This window comes from Devosia sp. Leaf64 (assembly GCF_001421945.1).
GTDB lineage: Bacteria > Pseudomonadota > Alphaproteobacteria > Rhizobiales > Devosiaceae > Devosia.
Genome location: NZ_LMLO01000024.1, coordinates 387,517 through 403,511 on the forward strand (window position 1 = coordinate 387,517; position 15,995 = coordinate 403,511).

Sequence of the window (15,995 nt, forward strand, 5' to 3'; positions counted from 1 at the left end):
TCTTCTTCTCCTGCGCATCGCTCCAGGACATCGTTCGCCGGCATCTTCAGCAATATGGCGATCTCGGTTCGCTGCCGGACAAGGTCGCGATCCAGCTCAACGATACCCACCCCGCCATTTCCGTGGCCGAGCTCATGCGCATTCTCGTCGATGAGAATGGCCTGAAGTGGGAAGAGGCATGGAAGCTGACCAAGGGCACGTTTGGTTACACCAACCACACGCTTCTGCCCGAGGCGCTCGAAAGCTGGCCGGTGGCGCTGCTCGAGCGGTTGCTGCCGCGGCACATGCAGATCGTCTACCAGATCAACGCTGCGGTTTTGACCGAAGCGCGGGCCAAGGCGTCATTCAGCGACCAGCAGGTCGCCAATGTATCGCTGATCGACGAGCATGGCGGGCGCCGCGTCCGCATGGGGCAGTTGGCCTTCGTCGGCTCGCACTCGATCAATGGCGTGTCCGCGCTTCATACCGAACTCATGAAGCAGACGGTTTTTGCCGATCTGCACAAACTCTATCCAGAGCGCATCAACAACAAGACGAACGGCATCACGCCGCGGCGCTGGTTGATGCAGTGCAATCCCGGGCTGACCAAGCTCATCACCGAGCGCATCGGCCCCGAATTCCTCGACGACATCGAGAAGCTGCATCAGCTCGACGCCCATGCGCAGGATCCCGGTTTCCAGAAGCAGTTTGCGGCCGTCAAGCACGCGAACAAGGAGCGGCTGGTCAAGCTCATCAAGGACCGTGTCAACGTCAAGGTTTCGGCCGACGCGCTGTTCGACGTGCAGATCAAGCGCATCCACGAATACAAGCGGCAATTGCTCAACATCATTCACGCCGTGGCGCTCTATGATGAAATCCGGGCGCATCCGGAACGGAACTGGGTGCCACGCGTCAAGATTTTCGCGGGCAAGGCGGCGCCGAGCTACTGGAATGCCAAGCTGATCATCAAGCTGATCAACGACGTGGCGCGCGTGATCAACAATGATCCGGCGGTGCGCGGGCTCCTCAAGGTGGTGTTCCTGCCCAATTACAATGTCAGTCTCGCCGAACTGATCGTGCCGGCGGCCGATCTGTCTGAGCAGATTTCGACTGCGGGCATGGAGGCTTCGGGCACCGGCAACATGAAGTTCATGGCCAATGGCGCCTTGACCATCGGCACGATGGACGGCGCCAATGTCGAAATGCACAAGGAAGTCGGGGACGACAACATCTTCATCTTCGGTCTTACGACCGAGCAGGTGGATGAAAAGCGGGCGAAGGGCGAGGCACCGGCTGAGGTGCTCCAGAGCACGCACCGGCTGCGCGAGGCGCTCGACGCGATCTCCTCGGGTGTCTATTCGCCGGACGATCCGAACCGCTATCGCGATCTGATCGGCGGGCTGCGCGACCATGACTGGTTCATGGTGGCCCGCGATTTCGACGCCTATTGGGACGCTCAGGCCAAGGTCGAGAAAACCTGGCTCGACCGCTCGCGCTGGGATGCCATGGCCATCCGAAACACTGCCAATGTGGGCTTCTTCTCGTCCGACCGGACCATCAGGCAATATGCCCATGACATCTGGGATGTGCAGACGGCTTGAAAAATAAGTCAGGCCGCGGATCGAATTTCGCTCTGCGGCCTTACCGAATGACGACCACCTGAATGAATTTGGCTGGTCATGGGGGGATGCAAGGCGTGGCAAAAGAAGCTTGGCAGGCTGAGGGCAGGGATATCGAAGACATCGTGGCGGGTCGCCACGGCAATGCCTTCGGCGTTCTCGGACTGCACGAGATAGGCGGGGACTGGGTGCTGCGCGCCTTTATTCCGCATGCGGAGTCAGTCGAGGCCTTCACGCTCGACGACAAGCCGCTCGGCAATCTTTATCCCCGGCATGGCGGTGGTTTTTTCGAAGGCAAGGTGAGCATCGACGCGCGCCAGCCGATCCGGTTCGAGGCCAAGAACGCCGGCGGCGTCTGGACGGTGTTCGATCCGTTTTCCTTCGGCCCCGTGCTTGGGCCGATGGATGATTATTATATCAAGGAAGGCAGCCACCTCAGACTCTTCGACAAGCTCGGCGCGCACGAGATGGAATTCGAGGGCATCCACGGGACGCATTTTGCGGTGTGGGCGCCCAATGCGAGACGCGTTTCCGTCGTCGGGCCGTTCAACCAGTGGGATGGCCGCCGTCACCCGATGCGCAATCGCGATGGGATCTGGGAAGTCTTCATCCCGGTTCTGGGCACTGGGACGATCTATAAATATGAAATTGTCGGCGCCGACGGGCAGGTCTTGCCACTAAAGGCCGATCCGATGGCGCGGCAGGCTGAACTGCGGCCGCGCAATGCTTCGGTCGTGCCTGATCCGACGCCGTTTACGTGGACAGACGATCGCTACATGGAAGAACGGGCGAAGCGCGATTGGCGCCGCTCGCCCATGTCGATCTATGAAGTGCATTTGGGATCATGGCGGCGGCGGCCGGATGGCTCGTTCATGAGCTATGACCAGCTTGCCGAGCAGCTTGTGCCCTATGCCGCTGATATGGGTTACACCCATCTCGAATTCATGCCGGTCAGCGAGCATCCCTATGATCCGAGTTGGGGCTATCAGCCGACGGGTATGTTTGCTCCGACGGCGCGCTTTGGCGATCCGGCTGGATTTGCGCGGCTGGTGAACGCAGCGCATGAGGCGGGGCTCGGGGTCATTCTCGATTGGGTGCCAGCGCATTTCCCGACCGACGAATTCGGCTTGGCGCATTTTGACGGCACCGCGCTCTATGAGCATGCCGATCCGCGGCAGGGCTATCATCCTGACTGGAACACCGCGATCTACAATTTTGGGCGCAAGGAAGTTTCCGCCTTCTTGACCAATAGCGCGCTCTATTGGTTCGAGACGTTCCATATCGACGGCATGCGCGTCGATGCGGTGGCGTCCATGCTCTATCTCGATTATTCGCGGCAGGCGGGGCAGTGGGTGCCAAACCAGCATGGCGGAAACGAGAATCTCGATGCGGTCGCTTTCTTGCAGCGCGTCAATGCCGAGGTTTACCGGCAATTCCCCGGCGCTTTCATGATTGCCGAGGAATCGACTTCGTGGCCGGGCGTCAGTGCGCCGACCTATGCGGGGGGGCTGGGGTTCGGGTTCAAGTGGAACATGGGCTTCATGAACGATACGCTGCGGTTCATGAGCCGCAACGCGATCCATCGCCGCTATCACCACAGCGATATGACATTCGGGTTAGTCTACGCCTTCAGCGAAAACTTCGTCCTGCCGCTCAGCCATGATGAAGTGGTGCACGGCAAGGGTGCGCTCCTGACCAAGATGCCGGGCGACGATTGGCAGCAATTTGCCAATCTGCGCGCCTATCTCGCCTTCATGTGGGGGCATCCGGGCAAGAAGCTGTTGTTCATGGGCCAAGAATTTGCGCAGCGCGAAGAATGGACCGAGAGCCGCAGCCTTGACTGGTGGCTGCTCGATTCAGCGCCGCACGAAGGGATGCGCCGCCTCGTGGCCGATCTCAATGCGGCCTATCGCAGCCTGCCCGCCTTGCACGAGCGCGATTGCGAGCCGGATGGCTTCGAATGGCTGATCGGGAATGACCAGACCAATACGGTCTTTGCATGGCTGAGAAAGGCCGAAGGCGCCGACCCCGTCGTCGTCATCTCCAATATGACGCCTGTTCCACGCAGCGGCTATAAAGTGCCGGTGCCGCTGACCGGGCGCTGGGTTGAACGGATCAATACCGATGCGGGTTGGTATGCCGGTGGCAATACCGGCAACCAGGGCGCTGTGACCGCGTATCCGGTCGAAGGCCGACACCTGCCTGCAGAAATGGAAGTTTTCCTGCCGCCGCTGGCGACAGTTTTCCTGAAATACGAGCCTGAATAACACGTTATCGAGTGAATACGTCCCGCGGGAGCGGCGGGCACTAGTGGAGGAAGTGAATGGCTGATTATCGGGCACCGTCGCCATTGGCGCGTGAGGCTATGGCCTATGTTCTGGCTGGCGGACGCGGCACGCGTCTGATGGAACTGACCGACCGGCGCGCCAAGCCCGCCGTCTATTTTGGCGGCAAGTCGCGTATTATCGACTTCGCGCTCTCCAATGCCATCAATTCGGGCATTCGACGCATTTCGGTGGCGACGCAATATCAGGCGCACAGCCTCATTCGCCACCTGCAGCGTGGCTGGAACTTCCTGCGCACCGAGCGCAACGAAAGCTTCGACGTGCTGCCCGCGAGCCAGCGCGTCAAGGAAGACATGTGGTATGCGGGCACGGCCGACGCCGTGTATCAGAACATGGATATCATCGAGGACTATGGTCCGCGCTATATCGTGCTCCTGGCCGGCGACCACATCTACAAGATGGACTACGAGATCATGCTGCGGCAGCATGTCGATACGGGCGCCGACGTGACCATCGGCTGTCTTGAAGTGCCGCGCATGGAAGCGACGGGCTTTGGTGTGATGCATGTCGACGGGCGCGATCGCGTCGTCGATTTCGTCGAAAAGCCCAAGGATCCGCCGGGTATTCCGGACAAGCCGGATATGGCTCTGGCATCGATGGGTATTTACGTCTTCGAGACGCGTTTCCTGATGGAACAGCTCCGTCGCGACGCGGCGACGGAAGGTTCGAGCCGCGATTTCGGCAAGGACATCATTCCCTATATCGTCAAGAACGGCACGGCCTGGGCACACCGATTCCCGCGCTCCTGCGTGCGCTCGAGCAACGAGACGGTTTCCTATTGGCGCGACGTCGGCACGGTCGATGCCTATTGGAAAGCCAATATCGATCTCACCGACATCAATCCGCAGCTCGATCTCTATGATCGCGACTGGCCAATCTGGACCTATGCCGAGATTACGCCGCCGGCCAAGTTCGTGCACGACTTCGACGGACGTCGCGGCTCCGCAGTCAATTCGCTGGTTTCGGGCGATTGCATCATTTCGGGCGGCCATCTGCAGCGCACGCTGATGTCTACGGGGTCGCGCGTGCATTCCTACTCGGCCCTCGATGAGGCCGTCGTGCTGCCCTATTGCGATATCGGGCAGAATGCGCGGCTGAGAAAGGTCGTCATTGACCGCGGCGTCAATATTCCGGCGGGTCTCGTCGTGGGCGAAGATCCGGAATTCGATGCCAAGTGGTTCCGCCGCACGGAAGAGGGCGTGACATTGATCACCCAGGCCATGGTCAACCGCTATCTGGCCGATCGATGATCGAAGTCCTTTCGGTCGCTTCCGAGGTCTATCCGCTCATCAAGACGGGTGGTCTTGCTGACGTCGCCGGCGCGTTGCCGGCGGCTCTGGCGCAAAACGGCGTTTCGATGCGAACATTGCTGCCCGGCTATCCGGCGGTGATGGCCAAGCTGGGCGCGGCGCGCGAGGTCCATCATTTCGATGACCTGTTCGGGGTCACGGGGCGGCTGCTGGCCGGGCGCGTCGATGGAATGGACCTGATCGTGCTCGATGCGCCGGTGCTCTATGACCGGCCGGGCAATCCGTATGTGGGGCCGGAAGGGTGGGACTGGCCGGACAACTGGAAGCGCTTTGCTGCGCTCTCCTGGGTCGCTTCGGAATTGGGCCTCGGGCTTGTCGAAGGCTATAAGCCGCAAGTTATCCATGCCCACGACTGGCAGGCGGGGCTCGTGCCGGCCTATGTCAAATATGGCCCGTCCTCGACGCTGAAAACCGTGATGACGGTCCACAATATGGCGTTTCAGGGCACCTATGGCTACGACATCTTTTCGCAATTGCGCCTGCCGCAGCATGCGTTCTCGGTCGAAGGGGTCGAATATTATGGCGGGGTCGGTTATCTCAAGGCCGGCGTCGAATGCGCCGATGTCGTGACGACTGTCTCGCCGACTTATGCCGCTGAAATCCGCACGCCAGCGTTCGGCATGGGGCTCGATGGGCTCCTCAATAATCGCTCGGAAACCGTGTTCGGTGTGCTCAACGGTATCGATATGGAGGCGTGGAATCCGGCGACGGATATGAGCCTCAAATCAACCTATACCGCCAATTCGCTGATGGGCCGCAATGCCAATAAGGCCGCGATCCAGGAGGCGTTTGGGCTTGAGCCATCAACCGGGCCACTCTTCGCGGTTGTCAGCCGCCTGACCTGGCAGAAGGGGATCGACCTCCTCGTCAACACCATCGACCTTCTGGTCGAGGGTGGCGGGCAGTTGGCGGTGCTGGGTTCGGGCGAGGCCGAGCTCGAGAATGCCGTGCGCGGGGCGGCGATGCGCCATCCTGGGCGGGTGGGTCTCGTTACCGGCTATAATGAACAATTGAGCCATCTGGTGCAGGGCGGGGCGGATGTGATGGTCGTGCCCTCGCGGTTCGAGCCATGCGGACTGACACAGCTTTATGCGCTGCGCTATGGCTGTATTCCGCTAGTCAGCCGCGTCGGCGGGCTCAATGATACCGTGATCGACGCCAATGTTGCCGCATTGCAGGCGGAAGTGGCGACGGGCGTGCAATTTGCGCCACCGAGCGAAGACGCCTTGTCTAATGCCATAAGGCGCACGCTGGCGCTCTTTGCGGACGATAAAACCTGGAAGAAAATGCAGAGACGCGGCATGAAATCGGATGTGAGCTGGGAAACCAGCGCCGCCCGCTATGCCGAACTCTATGCTTCGCTGATTGGACTGAAACGCGATGACACTGCAGACGATTAAGACCACGCCCTATGCCGACCAGAAGCCGGGGACCTCGGGCCTGCGCAAGCGCGTCACGGTCTATCAGCAGCTAAACTACGTCGAAAACTATATCCAGGCGATTTTCGACAGTCTCGAGGGCTTTGCCGGCCAGACCCTGGTGATCGGCGGCGACGGGCGCTATTACAATGATGTCGCCATCCAGAAGGCCATCCGCATTGCAGCGGCCAACGGGTTCGGCAAGGTGCTGGTCGGTCAGGGCGGTCTGCTTTCGACGCCGGCAGCCAGCCATGTCATCCGGCACTACAAGGCCTATGGCGGGCTGGTGCTCTCGGCCAGCCACAATCCGGGCGGGCCGGAAGGCGATTTCGGCATCAAGTACAATATCGGCAATGGTGGACCGGCGCCCGAAAAGATCACCGATGCGGTGTTCGACCGCACCAAGGTGATCGACAGTTACAAGACGCTCGATACGCCTGATATCGATCTCGGGAAGATCGGCACGCAGCAGGTCGGCGACATGGTCGTGGAGGTGATCGATCCGGTCACGGACTATGCCGCGCTGATGGAGACGCTGTTCGATTTCGACGCGATCCGGGCGCTGTTCAAGTCTGGTTTCACCATGACGTTCGACGCCATGAATGCCGTGACCGGACCTTATGCCAAGGCGATTATCGAGGGCATTCTCGGGGCGCCTGCCGGGACAGTGATCAATGGCGTGCCGTCGCCGTCGTTCAACGACGGACACCCCGATCCGAACCTTGTCTATTGCAAGGATATGTATGACCTGCTGATGACCCCTGAGGGGCCGGATTTCGGCGCGGCCTCGGATGGGGACGGCGATCGCAACCTGATTATCGGCAAGAACCGCTTCGTGACGCCATCGGATTCGCTGGCTCTCCTAGCCGCGAATGCGCATCTGGCGCCGGGCTATAAGGGCGGGATCGCGGGCATTGCGCGCTCGATGCCGACGAGCGCAGCGGCTGATCGTGTGGCCGAGAAGCTCGGCATCGAAATGCACGAGACTCCGACCGGCTGGAAGTTCTTCGGTAACCTCCTCGATGCCGGTCGCGTGACGATCTGCGGCGAGGAAAGCGCCGGCACTGGCTCGGACCATGTGCGCGAGAAGGACGGTCTTTGGGCCGTGCTGCTCTGGCTCAATATTCTCGCGGTGCGCAAGCAGGGTGTCGACGAGATCGTGCGCGAGCACTGGGCGACCTATGGCCGCAATTACTATACGCGCCACGACTATGAAGAGGTCGATAGCGCCATCGCCAATGCGCTGGTCGATGATCTGCGCGGGCGGCTGTCGAGCCTGCCCGGCCAGGTGATTGATGGGCTCGAAATCGCCTATGCCGACGACTTTACCTATCATGATCCGGTGGATGGATCGACGAGCGCCAAGCAGGGCATTCGCATCGGTTTCAAGGATGGCTCACGCATCGTTTTGCGCCTCTCGGGCACAGGTACGGTCGGGGCGACATTGCGTGTCTATCTCGAGCGATATGAGCCTGCCGATGGCCAGCACGATCTAGATACGCAGGAGGCGCTGGCGCCATTGATCGCGATCATCGAAAAGCTTGCCGGCATCCAGAAGCGTACCGGCCGGACCGAGCCGAGCGTGATCACCTGAGACCAGTTTGTTGAGCGAACCAACACTCGTTCCGGGCGCCGGGAGCATTGCGAAGCTCGGCGCCACCATCACCGAAAACGGCGTCAATTTCGCCGTTTATTCCGAAACGGCCAGCGCCATCTGGGTTTCGCTGTTTGACGAGCAGGACCAGGAAATCGCGCGGGTCGAACTTGACGTGCACCAGGACAATATTCGGGCTGGCCTGATTGCCGGCATTGGCGCCGGAGCCCGCTATGGGTTGCGCGCGGATGGAAGGTATGACGAGGAGCAGGGGTTCTTCTTCGATCCGCAAAAGCTGCTGGTCGATCCCTATGCACGGCGGCTCGACCGGGTCTTTGTTCGTTCGCCGCGTCTGCGGTTGCGGCGTGAAGAGGCGGTGGATACGGCGCCGCTGATCCCCAAGACTATCGTCGTGGGGGATGGCAATGAGAATGCCTTGCCGCGCGGGGAGCAACCGGGGCTTTTCTATGAGCTCAATGTTCGTGGCTTCTCCATGCGCCATCCGAGCGTGCAGGGGCCGCTGCGCGGCACGATCGCGGCGCTGACGACGCAACGTGTAATCGATCATTTCAAGTATCTCGGTGTCGACACCTTGCAGTTGATGCCAGTGGCCGCGTGGATCGACGAAGGGCATCTGCCGGCTCTGGGGCTGACCAATGCCTGGGGTTATAACCCCGTGGCTTATTTCGCCATAGACCCGCGCCTCGCGCCGCGCGGGCCGCAAGAATTGCGCGTGATGACCGATCTCTACCGGGAGAACGGCATCTCGGTGATCCTCGACGTCGTCTATAACCACACCGGCGAAAGCGATGCCGAAGGGCCGATGCTGAGCATGATGGGGCTCGACGCGCAGACCTATTATCGCTTCGTTGAGGTCGATGGGAAGAAGGTGCTGGTCAACGATACCGGCACCGGCAATACGCTGCGGTGCGATCATCCGGCGGTGCAGCGGCTCGTCATCGAGAGCCTCCGCTATTGGGTGGAAGAACTTGGCGTTTCAGGCTTCCGCTTCGATCTCGCGACAATTTTGGGCCGCGATCCCGGTTTCAATCCTGATGCCGAAATGCTGCGGATGATCAAGGCCGATCCGGTATTGAGCCAGTGCATTCTTGTCGCCGAGCCGTGGGACCCCGGGCCGGGTGGCTATGGCTTGGGACAATTCGGGCCCGAATTCCAGGAGCATAACGACACGTTTCGCGACGAGGTACGCTCATTCTGGAAGGGCGAGTCCTACAAGATCGGAGCGCTGGCGGGGAAGCTTTCTGGATCGGCAGAGGTTTTCAACAGGCCGGGCCGGAGCCCGAGCGACAGCGTCAATATGCTGGCGGTGCATGACGGTTTTACGCTGCGCGATCTCGTCAGCTACAATGACAAGCACAACGAGGCCAATGGCGAGAACAATCGCGACGGGCACGGCAACAACCATTCGTGGAATTGCGGCGTCGAGGGCGAAACCGAGGACGAGGGCATCAATTCCGCGCGGCGCCGCGACGTCCGGGCGCTCCTCGCGACGCTGCTCTTTTCGCGTGGGACGCCGCTGATCCAGCAGGGCGATGAGCTCTATCGCACACAGCAGGGCAACAATAATGCCTATGCGCAGGACAATGAGATCACCTGGCTCGACTGGGACAATGCCGATGGCGCGCTGGTGGATTTCGTCGCGGCGCTGAATAGCTTTCGCAAGTCGCATCCGGCGTTGAGCGCGGACGCGTTTTTTACCGGTCAGGATAATGACAGCGTGCGCGATGTCGTCTGGCTGCATCCGTACGGGCGCGAGATGACCGAGGGCGACTGGAACGATGCCGGCGCCTCGGTGCTCGGCATGCATCTGCGCTATGAGGGTGACGAGGTGCTGGTGTGGTTCAACCGACGGATCGATCCTCTGGAGGCCAGGCTGCCGGAGGGCGGTTGGGTTCTGGGCATCCAGTCGGATCCGGGATTTGAGGTCTCGGTGTCCGAGAGCGTCGCGAAGGTGGGGCCGCGGTCGGTCGTGGCGCTGGTTCGGCCGTAACGACCGAGTTACGAAAGCTCAGGATGGGCCCCGGCGTTCGCCGGGTGACGATCTGGGGGTGGGGTGGCGGCTATTCGGCGGCCATCGCCTGGAAACCGCCGTGCTTTTCGATGAAGCCAATGATCTGGTCGAGGCTTTCGCGGCGGAGGAGATCGGTGAAGACGTACGGACGGCCTTCGCGGACTTTTTGGGTGTCGCTTTCCATCACCTCGAGGCTGGCGCCGACATGGGGCGCGAGGTCGGTGTGGGTGATGACCAGCAGGTCCGAGCGAGAGATGGCCGGGCCGCCCTTGCGCGGGATTTTTTCGCCCTGGGCGACCGAGATCACATAAATCGTGAGGTCAGCGAGATCGGGCGAGAAGGTCGCGGCGAGATTGTCGCCGCCGCTTTCGATAAGAATGATGTCGAGATCGGGGAACTTGCGGTTGAGATCGTCGATCGCCGCGAGGTTGAGCGAGGCGTCTTCGCGGATGGCCGTATGGGGACAGCCGCCGGTTTCGACGCCGACGATGCGGTCTTCGGAAATCGCCTGGACGCGGGCGAGGATCAGCGCGTCCTCGCGTGTGTAGATGTCATTGGTGACGACGGCCATGGAATAGCGCTCGCGCATGGCCTTGAGTAGCATTTCGCAGAGGGTCGTCTTGCCCGAGCCGACTGGCCCGCCGATGCCGATGCGAAGGGGACCGTTGAGGCTTTTGGTCATGAAATGCTCCGGGGTTCAGAGAAAGCGCAGGACGACGAGGGCGAGAAAGCCGAGCCCGATGGCGAGGCATAGCGGGGAATAGACGCGGCGGTCGTTGAGGCGGAAATTGGGTTCGGGCGTCAGCTCGGCCCATTTCGCGGTGTAGCCGAGAATGCCGCGGCCGAGGAAAACTACCGCGAAAGCCAAGCCACCGAGATTGAGAAGTGTGCCGCCGGAATCATGGTCGGCCAGCGCCAGGGCGTAGATAGCGGCTGCGGCCGTGGCGAGGGCAATGGCGAGCGAGGCGAGGCGCGGGGGCATGCGTTCGATATCGCGGAAGCCGACGACGGTCTGGGCCAGGAGCTTTTCGTTGCGGATCGGCCAGGTGCGCCCAATCGACCAGACGAAATGGGCGAGCGAAACCGTGAAAAGCGCAATGAACAGGAGGGACGCGATGAACATGTTCACGAGCGGAAAATCCTTGTGGGCAGCGTTTCGTGCTGCATCTGGGCGATATCGGCGCCATAGGCGACGCTACCGATTTCGTCCAGTGTGGCATGCTGGCACAGATCGGCGAGTTGGGCGATCTGTGGTTCAAGCGCAGCCATAATGGCAAGGCCATCTGTCTGGCCAATGGGCACGAGGCGGACGGCGACCGAGACCTGGCTATGCACGGTCGCGGTGAGATAGGCGACGAGTGTGTCGCGCAAAGCAATGGCATGCGCGCCGGCAAGGGCGCCGACGGAAATGGGATAAGGGCAGGGTTTTGGGAGGTCGAGCGGCGGGTCGACGGGCCATGCCGTAGCAGCGGTAACGAAGGCGTTGCCGGTCATCGTAGTTTCGGCGTGGCGTTCGCGGGCTGGGGTTAGGGCGAGGCAAAGATCGGCGAGATCGCGCACGGTTTTGGGGTCGCGCGGAGCGCGGTGGGCGTGCGCCATGAGGATGGCGTCGGTGCGCAGCGCGCCGTGAAGGAGGGCGCCGCTGATCCAGTCTTGTGCCGTTATGCGATCATGCACCGCGCGGGAGACGATCGCGGTTTCGAGGCCGGCTGACCAGGCAAAGGCGCCGACCGGGAAGGCCGGCGAGAGCCATGTAAGAAGTTTCTGGAGATCGGCGCTCACGGTTTACCGCGCGAGCAAGGCATGGCCGGGTTCGGCATGGTTGTGGCTGTGATAGGCGCCATGTTCGGCAAAGAACGGTTCGGTGACGTCGGTCACCTTCGCGCCAAGGCCTTCGAGCATGCCCTTGAGCACGTGATCGCGCTTGATGAGGATGCGGTCGGCGTCGAGCTGGGCGGGGGTGTGCCGATTGCCGATATGCCAGGCGAGGCGCAGCAGATGAGCCGCGTCACTTGCAGTCACAGCGTAGAGAATTTCTTTCGCTGCCAGCACTTCGATGATGCGGCCGTCTTCCAGTTCGAGGCCGCCCTGATGGTCGAGCGTGACGGAATTGGGGAAGTCGACCATGACCTCGGTGCCGTTCTTTCCGGTCAGTAGCTTGCGGCGCACCCGGCGCTCGTCATGCGCCAGGGTGATCGTGTCGATGGGGGCGCCGCGGCCGTGATTGGCAGGAAGATGGGCGACGGCACGGTGCATGGACGGCTTATCCTTGGAAATTACGGGGTGTTGCTGGCGGCAAGGCAGGTGGCGAGCGGCGGGGCGCCTTCTTCGGCCTGTAGATCGCTGAGTGTCGCGTCATCGCCCTTGGTCGACCACTCATAGGGGCCAGAGACATAGCGGGCTCCGGACGCGGATACGGTCGTTACGAAGACATGGACTTCGCCTTCGACCGGCACGAGCGCCAGGAAATTGGGCGCGGCGTTGATATATTGGACGCGGAAACCTTCGCCATTGTCGCACTGATAGATGGCGACGGTGCGCTCGATGTCGCTGGCGCTCGAAAGGGTCAGGGTCATGTCGGCGACCGCTGCAGGCGGCGCGACGGGCACCGCGGCTGGCGCGGCTTCGGCCGGAGCTTCGGTCGTGTCCTGAGCCAGCAGCGGAGCGCTGCCGAGGCTGAGCAAGGCGACGGCGAGAATTGTGCGCGCTGAGATCATGGTCTTCCCTCCAATGATGTCGTGATGTCGAACCGTGTCGAACTCAATCGCACAATCATGGTGTTCGGATGTTCTGGCAACGTCGATCAGGCCCGTCGCAGGAGAAATATCGCGCCGGGAATCGGCACTTCGCGCTCGAGGCGAATGGGCTGATCGCGCTCGGCAATGATGGTGAGGTCATGGCGGGCCGCGAGGTCGCGAATATAGGCGGCGCCGTGGGCGAAACGGCCGCTGGAGCGGACGGCGATGCCGTCGCCGTCATGGGTTTCGATGGAGAAGGCGATGTGAGCGCCGGGTGAAAGGCGCGGCATGAGCGCCTGAAACAGCGGTTCGATGTCGCCGATATAGATGAACACATCGGTCGCGACGACGAGGGCATAGGGGCCGGCGAGGACGTCATTGGCAGCGAGAACCGTTGTGGCGTTGCCGACGACGAGATGGCGGTAGAGCCCTCGCGCTTCGGCCTTCGCCACCATTTTGGGCGCGATATCGATGCCGTCGATCGGGTGGGCTGACTGCGGTAGCGCGGCGCCCATCAAGCCGGTGCCGCAGCCGAGATCGAGGGTCGGGCCGGTTTGGATATTGTTCGTCGCCAGAAGATCGGCAATGGCCTGCGGCACGCGATATTCGAGTTTGCCAGTCAGATGCTCATCGAAGGTTTCGGCGTAGGAATCGAAGAGTTCTGCGACATAGGTCGTGTCGGGTGCGCCTTCGTTGGACAGCGCGGCCACCATGTGGGCGGCGTAGAGGTCCTTGGGCTGCAATTTGACGGCGCGGGAGAAGCTCTTTAGCGCAGCGTCACTTTGGCCGAGATCGAGCTGGGCCTGGGCGAGTTCGCGGAAGATGCCGCCATCATTTGGATGCAGCGTCCGACCCTTGTTGAGAAGGTCGAGCGCGTCTTGCGGCTGCTTTAGCGCCAGCAGCGCCTGAGCCAGTGCGATATGGAGTTCGGCGGAACGGGGCTGCAGTGCAAGGGCCCGGCGGAAGCTAACGGCGGCAATTTCCGCCGCGCCCGTCCGCATGGCAAGGCTCCCCATGAGCTTGTGCCCCTGCGGCAGGTCAGGCGCGACATTGACGAGCTCGGCGCTGAGCCGCGCGGCATCGGCAATCTTGCCCTGACGCTCAAGCTCCTCGCCCTTGGCCAGAAGCTCGGTCGCGCGGAGGGCGAGGATAGGGTTGGTGGGGAGGCCTTTGAGTGTGCCGGTCGGCTTCTTCATCAGAACAGGAAATATCGTTGCGCCATGGGCAGCACCGTAGCTGGTTCGCAGGTGAGAAGTACACCGTCGGCGCGCACTTCGTAGGTTTCCGGGTGCACGTCGATATTGGGGGTGGCGGTGTTGAGCTTCATCGAGGCTTTGCCGATGCCGCCGCGTGTGTTTTGAACCGGAAGGAGGTCCTTGTCGACGCCGAGGCGGTTTCGGAGGCCAGCGTCGTGAGCAGCCTGGGATATGAAGGTGACCGAGGAACGGCTGACCAGTTTGCCAAAGGCGCCGAACATCGGGCGGTAGTGCATAGGCTGGGGCGTCGGGATCGAGGCGTTCGGGTCGCCCATTGGTGCGGCAGCGATGGAGCCGCCGAGGATGACCATTTCGGGCTTTACGCCGAAGAAGGCCGGGTTCCAGAGGACGAGGTCTGCGCGCTTGCCGACTTCCACCGAGCCGATGTGCTGGCTGAGGCCGTGGGCGATGGCGGGGTTGATCGTGTATTTGGCGATGTAGCGGCGGACGCGATAATTGTCGTTGTCGCCAGTTTCCTCGGCTAGCTTGCCGCGCTGGCGCTTCATCTTGTCGGCGGTCTGCCAGGTGCGGATCAGCACTTCGCCAACGCGGCCCATGGCCTGGCTGTCGGAGGAGATGACCGAAAGGGCGCCCATATCGTGAAGAATGTCTTCGGCCGCGATGGTTTCCTTGCGGATGCGCGACTCGGCGAAGGCGACGTCCTCGGGGATCGACTGATCGAGGTGGTGGCAGACCATGAGCATGTCGAGATGCTCGGCGATGGTGTTGACCGTGTAGGGCCGCGTTGGATTGGTCGAAGAGGGAATGACGTTCGGGAGGCCCGCGACCTTAAGGATATCGGGGGCGTGGCCGCCGCCGGCGCCTTCGGTGTGGAAGGCGTGGATGGTGCGGCCCTTGAAGGCGCCGACCGTATCTTCGACGAAGCCGGATTCATTGAGCGTGTCGGTGTGGATCATTACCTGCACGTCATACTCATCGGCGACCGAGAGGCAATTGTCGATGGCGGCGGGGGTCGTGCCCCAATCCTCGTGTAGCTTGAGCGCAGAGGCGCCGGAAAGGATCATCTCGACGAGTGGGGCAGGGACCGAGGCATTGCCCTTGCCGGCCAGCGCCAGGTTCATCGGGAAAGCATCAAAACTTTCGATCATGCGCTCGACATGCCAGGCGCCGGTGCATGTGGTGGCAAGGGTGCCATGGGCCGGGCCCGAACCGCCGCCGAGCATGGTGGTGACGCCCGACATCAGAGCTTCTTCGATCTGCTGGGGGCAGATGAAGTGAATGTGGGCATCCATGCCGCCAGCGGTCAGGATCTTGCCTTCGCCGGCAATGGCTTCGGTCGAGGGGCCGATAATGATGTCGACGCCCGATTGCGTGTCCGGATTGCCAGCCTTGCCTATGCCGACGATGCGGCCGTTCTTGAGGCCAATATCGGCCTTGAAGATGCCGGTATAATCGACGACGAGCGCATTGGTGATGACGGTATCGACGGCCCCCTCGGCGCGGGTGCGCTGGGACTGGCCCATGCCATCGCGGATGACCTTGCCGCCGCCGAATTTTACCTCTTCGCCATAGGTGGTGAAATCCTTCTCCACTTCGATGAAAAGTTCGGTATCGGCCAGGCGCACCTTGTCGCCGGTGGTGGGACCGTACATGTCGGCATAGGTGGCGCGGGAAATGCGGGCGGGCATGGCGGCTCCGGGATCAGGAGAAACGGGACGGCAACGGCAAACGCGCCCGGCCAAG

Annotated in this window: 13 protein-coding genes; 6 read left to right on the forward strand and 7 right to left on the reverse strand. The window is 61.7% G+C overall.

Annotated elements, in window-relative coordinates; translation table 11 throughout:
• The 6 genes from ASE94_RS21545 to glgX form a co-directional block, all read left to right on the forward strand.
• A partial coding sequence (locus tag ASE94_RS21545; protein WP_244484218.1) for a glycogen/starch/alpha-glucan phosphorylase occupies positions 1-1,580 on the forward strand: 1,580 nt, incomplete at its 5' end.
• 86 nt (positions 1,581-1,666) lie between these two features.
• Positions 1,667-3,865, forward strand: coding sequence for a 1,4-alpha-glucan branching protein GlgB (glgB, locus tag ASE94_RS19580; protein WP_061910867.1), 2,199 nt, complete (start codon positions 1,667-1,669; stop codon positions 3,863-3,865).
• Positions 3,866-3,921: 56 nt separating this feature from the next.
• Positions 3,922-5,193 (forward strand): glucose-1-phosphate adenylyltransferase, encoded by a 1,272-nt coding sequence (gene glgC / locus ASE94_RS19585; RefSeq protein WP_061910869.1) that lies wholly within the window; start codon positions 3,922-3,924, stop codon positions 5,191-5,193.
• On the forward strand, positions 5,193-6,653 hold the full coding sequence (glgA, locus tag ASE94_RS19590) for a glycogen synthase GlgA (RefSeq protein ID WP_062631839.1): 1,461 nt from the start codon (positions 5,193-5,195) through the stop codon (positions 6,651-6,653). Before glgC ends, glgA begins: the two co-directional genes overlap by 1 nt.
• Positions 6,634-8,265 carry an alpha-D-glucose phosphate-specific phosphoglucomutase gene (locus tag ASE94_RS19595; protein WP_062631713.1) on the forward strand — a complete coding sequence of 544 codons (1,632 nt, stop codon included), beginning with the start codon at positions 6,634-6,636 and terminating at the stop codon, positions 8,263-8,265. The genes glgA and ASE94_RS19595 overlap by 20 nt, the downstream gene beginning before the upstream one ends.
• 10 nt (positions 8,266-8,275) lie before the next feature.
• Positions 8,276-10,276, forward strand: coding sequence for a glycogen debranching protein GlgX (glgX, locus tag ASE94_RS19600; protein ID WP_062631714.1), 2,001 nt, complete (start codon positions 8,276-8,278; stop codon positions 10,274-10,276).
• A gap of 70 nt (positions 10,277-10,346) precedes the next feature.
• Here the strand turns inward: glgX and ureG are convergent, their stop codons facing one another.
• The 7 genes from ureG to ureC form a co-directional block, all read right to left on the reverse strand.
• Complete coding sequence (gene ureG / locus ASE94_RS19605) at positions 10,347-10,979, reverse strand: urease accessory protein UreG (RefSeq protein WP_062631715.1); 633 nt, start codon at positions 10,977-10,979, stop codon at positions 10,347-10,349.
• A 15-nt stretch (positions 10,980-10,994) separates the two neighbouring features.
• Entirely contained in the window at positions 10,995-11,420 is a 426-nt protein-coding gene (locus ASE94_RS19610; protein WP_062631716.1) for a DUF3995 domain-containing protein, read from the reverse strand.
• A gap of 2 nt (positions 11,421-11,422) precedes the next feature.
• A complete protein-coding gene (locus ASE94_RS19615; protein ID WP_062631717.1) occupies positions 11,423-12,079 on the reverse strand; it encodes an urease accessory protein UreF in 657 nt (218 codons plus the stop codon).
• Positions 12,080-12,082: 3 nt separating this feature from the next.
• A complete protein-coding gene (locus ASE94_RS19620) occupies positions 12,083-12,553 on the reverse strand; it encodes an urease accessory protein UreE (protein WP_062631718.1) in 471 nt (156 codons plus the stop codon).
• 20 nt (positions 12,554-12,573) lie between these two features.
• Positions 12,574-13,014 carry an MliC family protein gene (locus ASE94_RS19625; protein ID WP_061910885.1) on the reverse strand — a complete coding sequence of 147 codons (441 nt, stop codon included), beginning with the start codon at positions 13,012-13,014 and terminating at the stop codon, positions 12,574-12,576.
• A gap of 86 nt (positions 13,015-13,100) precedes the next feature.
• Positions 13,101-14,231: a tetratricopeptide repeat protein gene (locus ASE94_RS19630; RefSeq protein WP_062631719.1), complete on the reverse strand. Its 1,131-nt coding sequence runs from the start codon at positions 14,229-14,231 to the stop codon at positions 13,101-13,103.
• Positions 14,231-15,940 carry an urease subunit alpha gene (gene ureC / locus ASE94_RS19635; protein ID WP_062631720.1) on the reverse strand — a complete coding sequence of 570 codons (1,710 nt, stop codon included), beginning with the start codon at positions 15,938-15,940 and terminating at the stop codon, positions 14,231-14,233. The genes ASE94_RS19630 and ureC overlap by 1 nt, the downstream gene beginning before the upstream one ends.
• Positions 15,941-15,995: the final 55 nt, after the last annotated feature.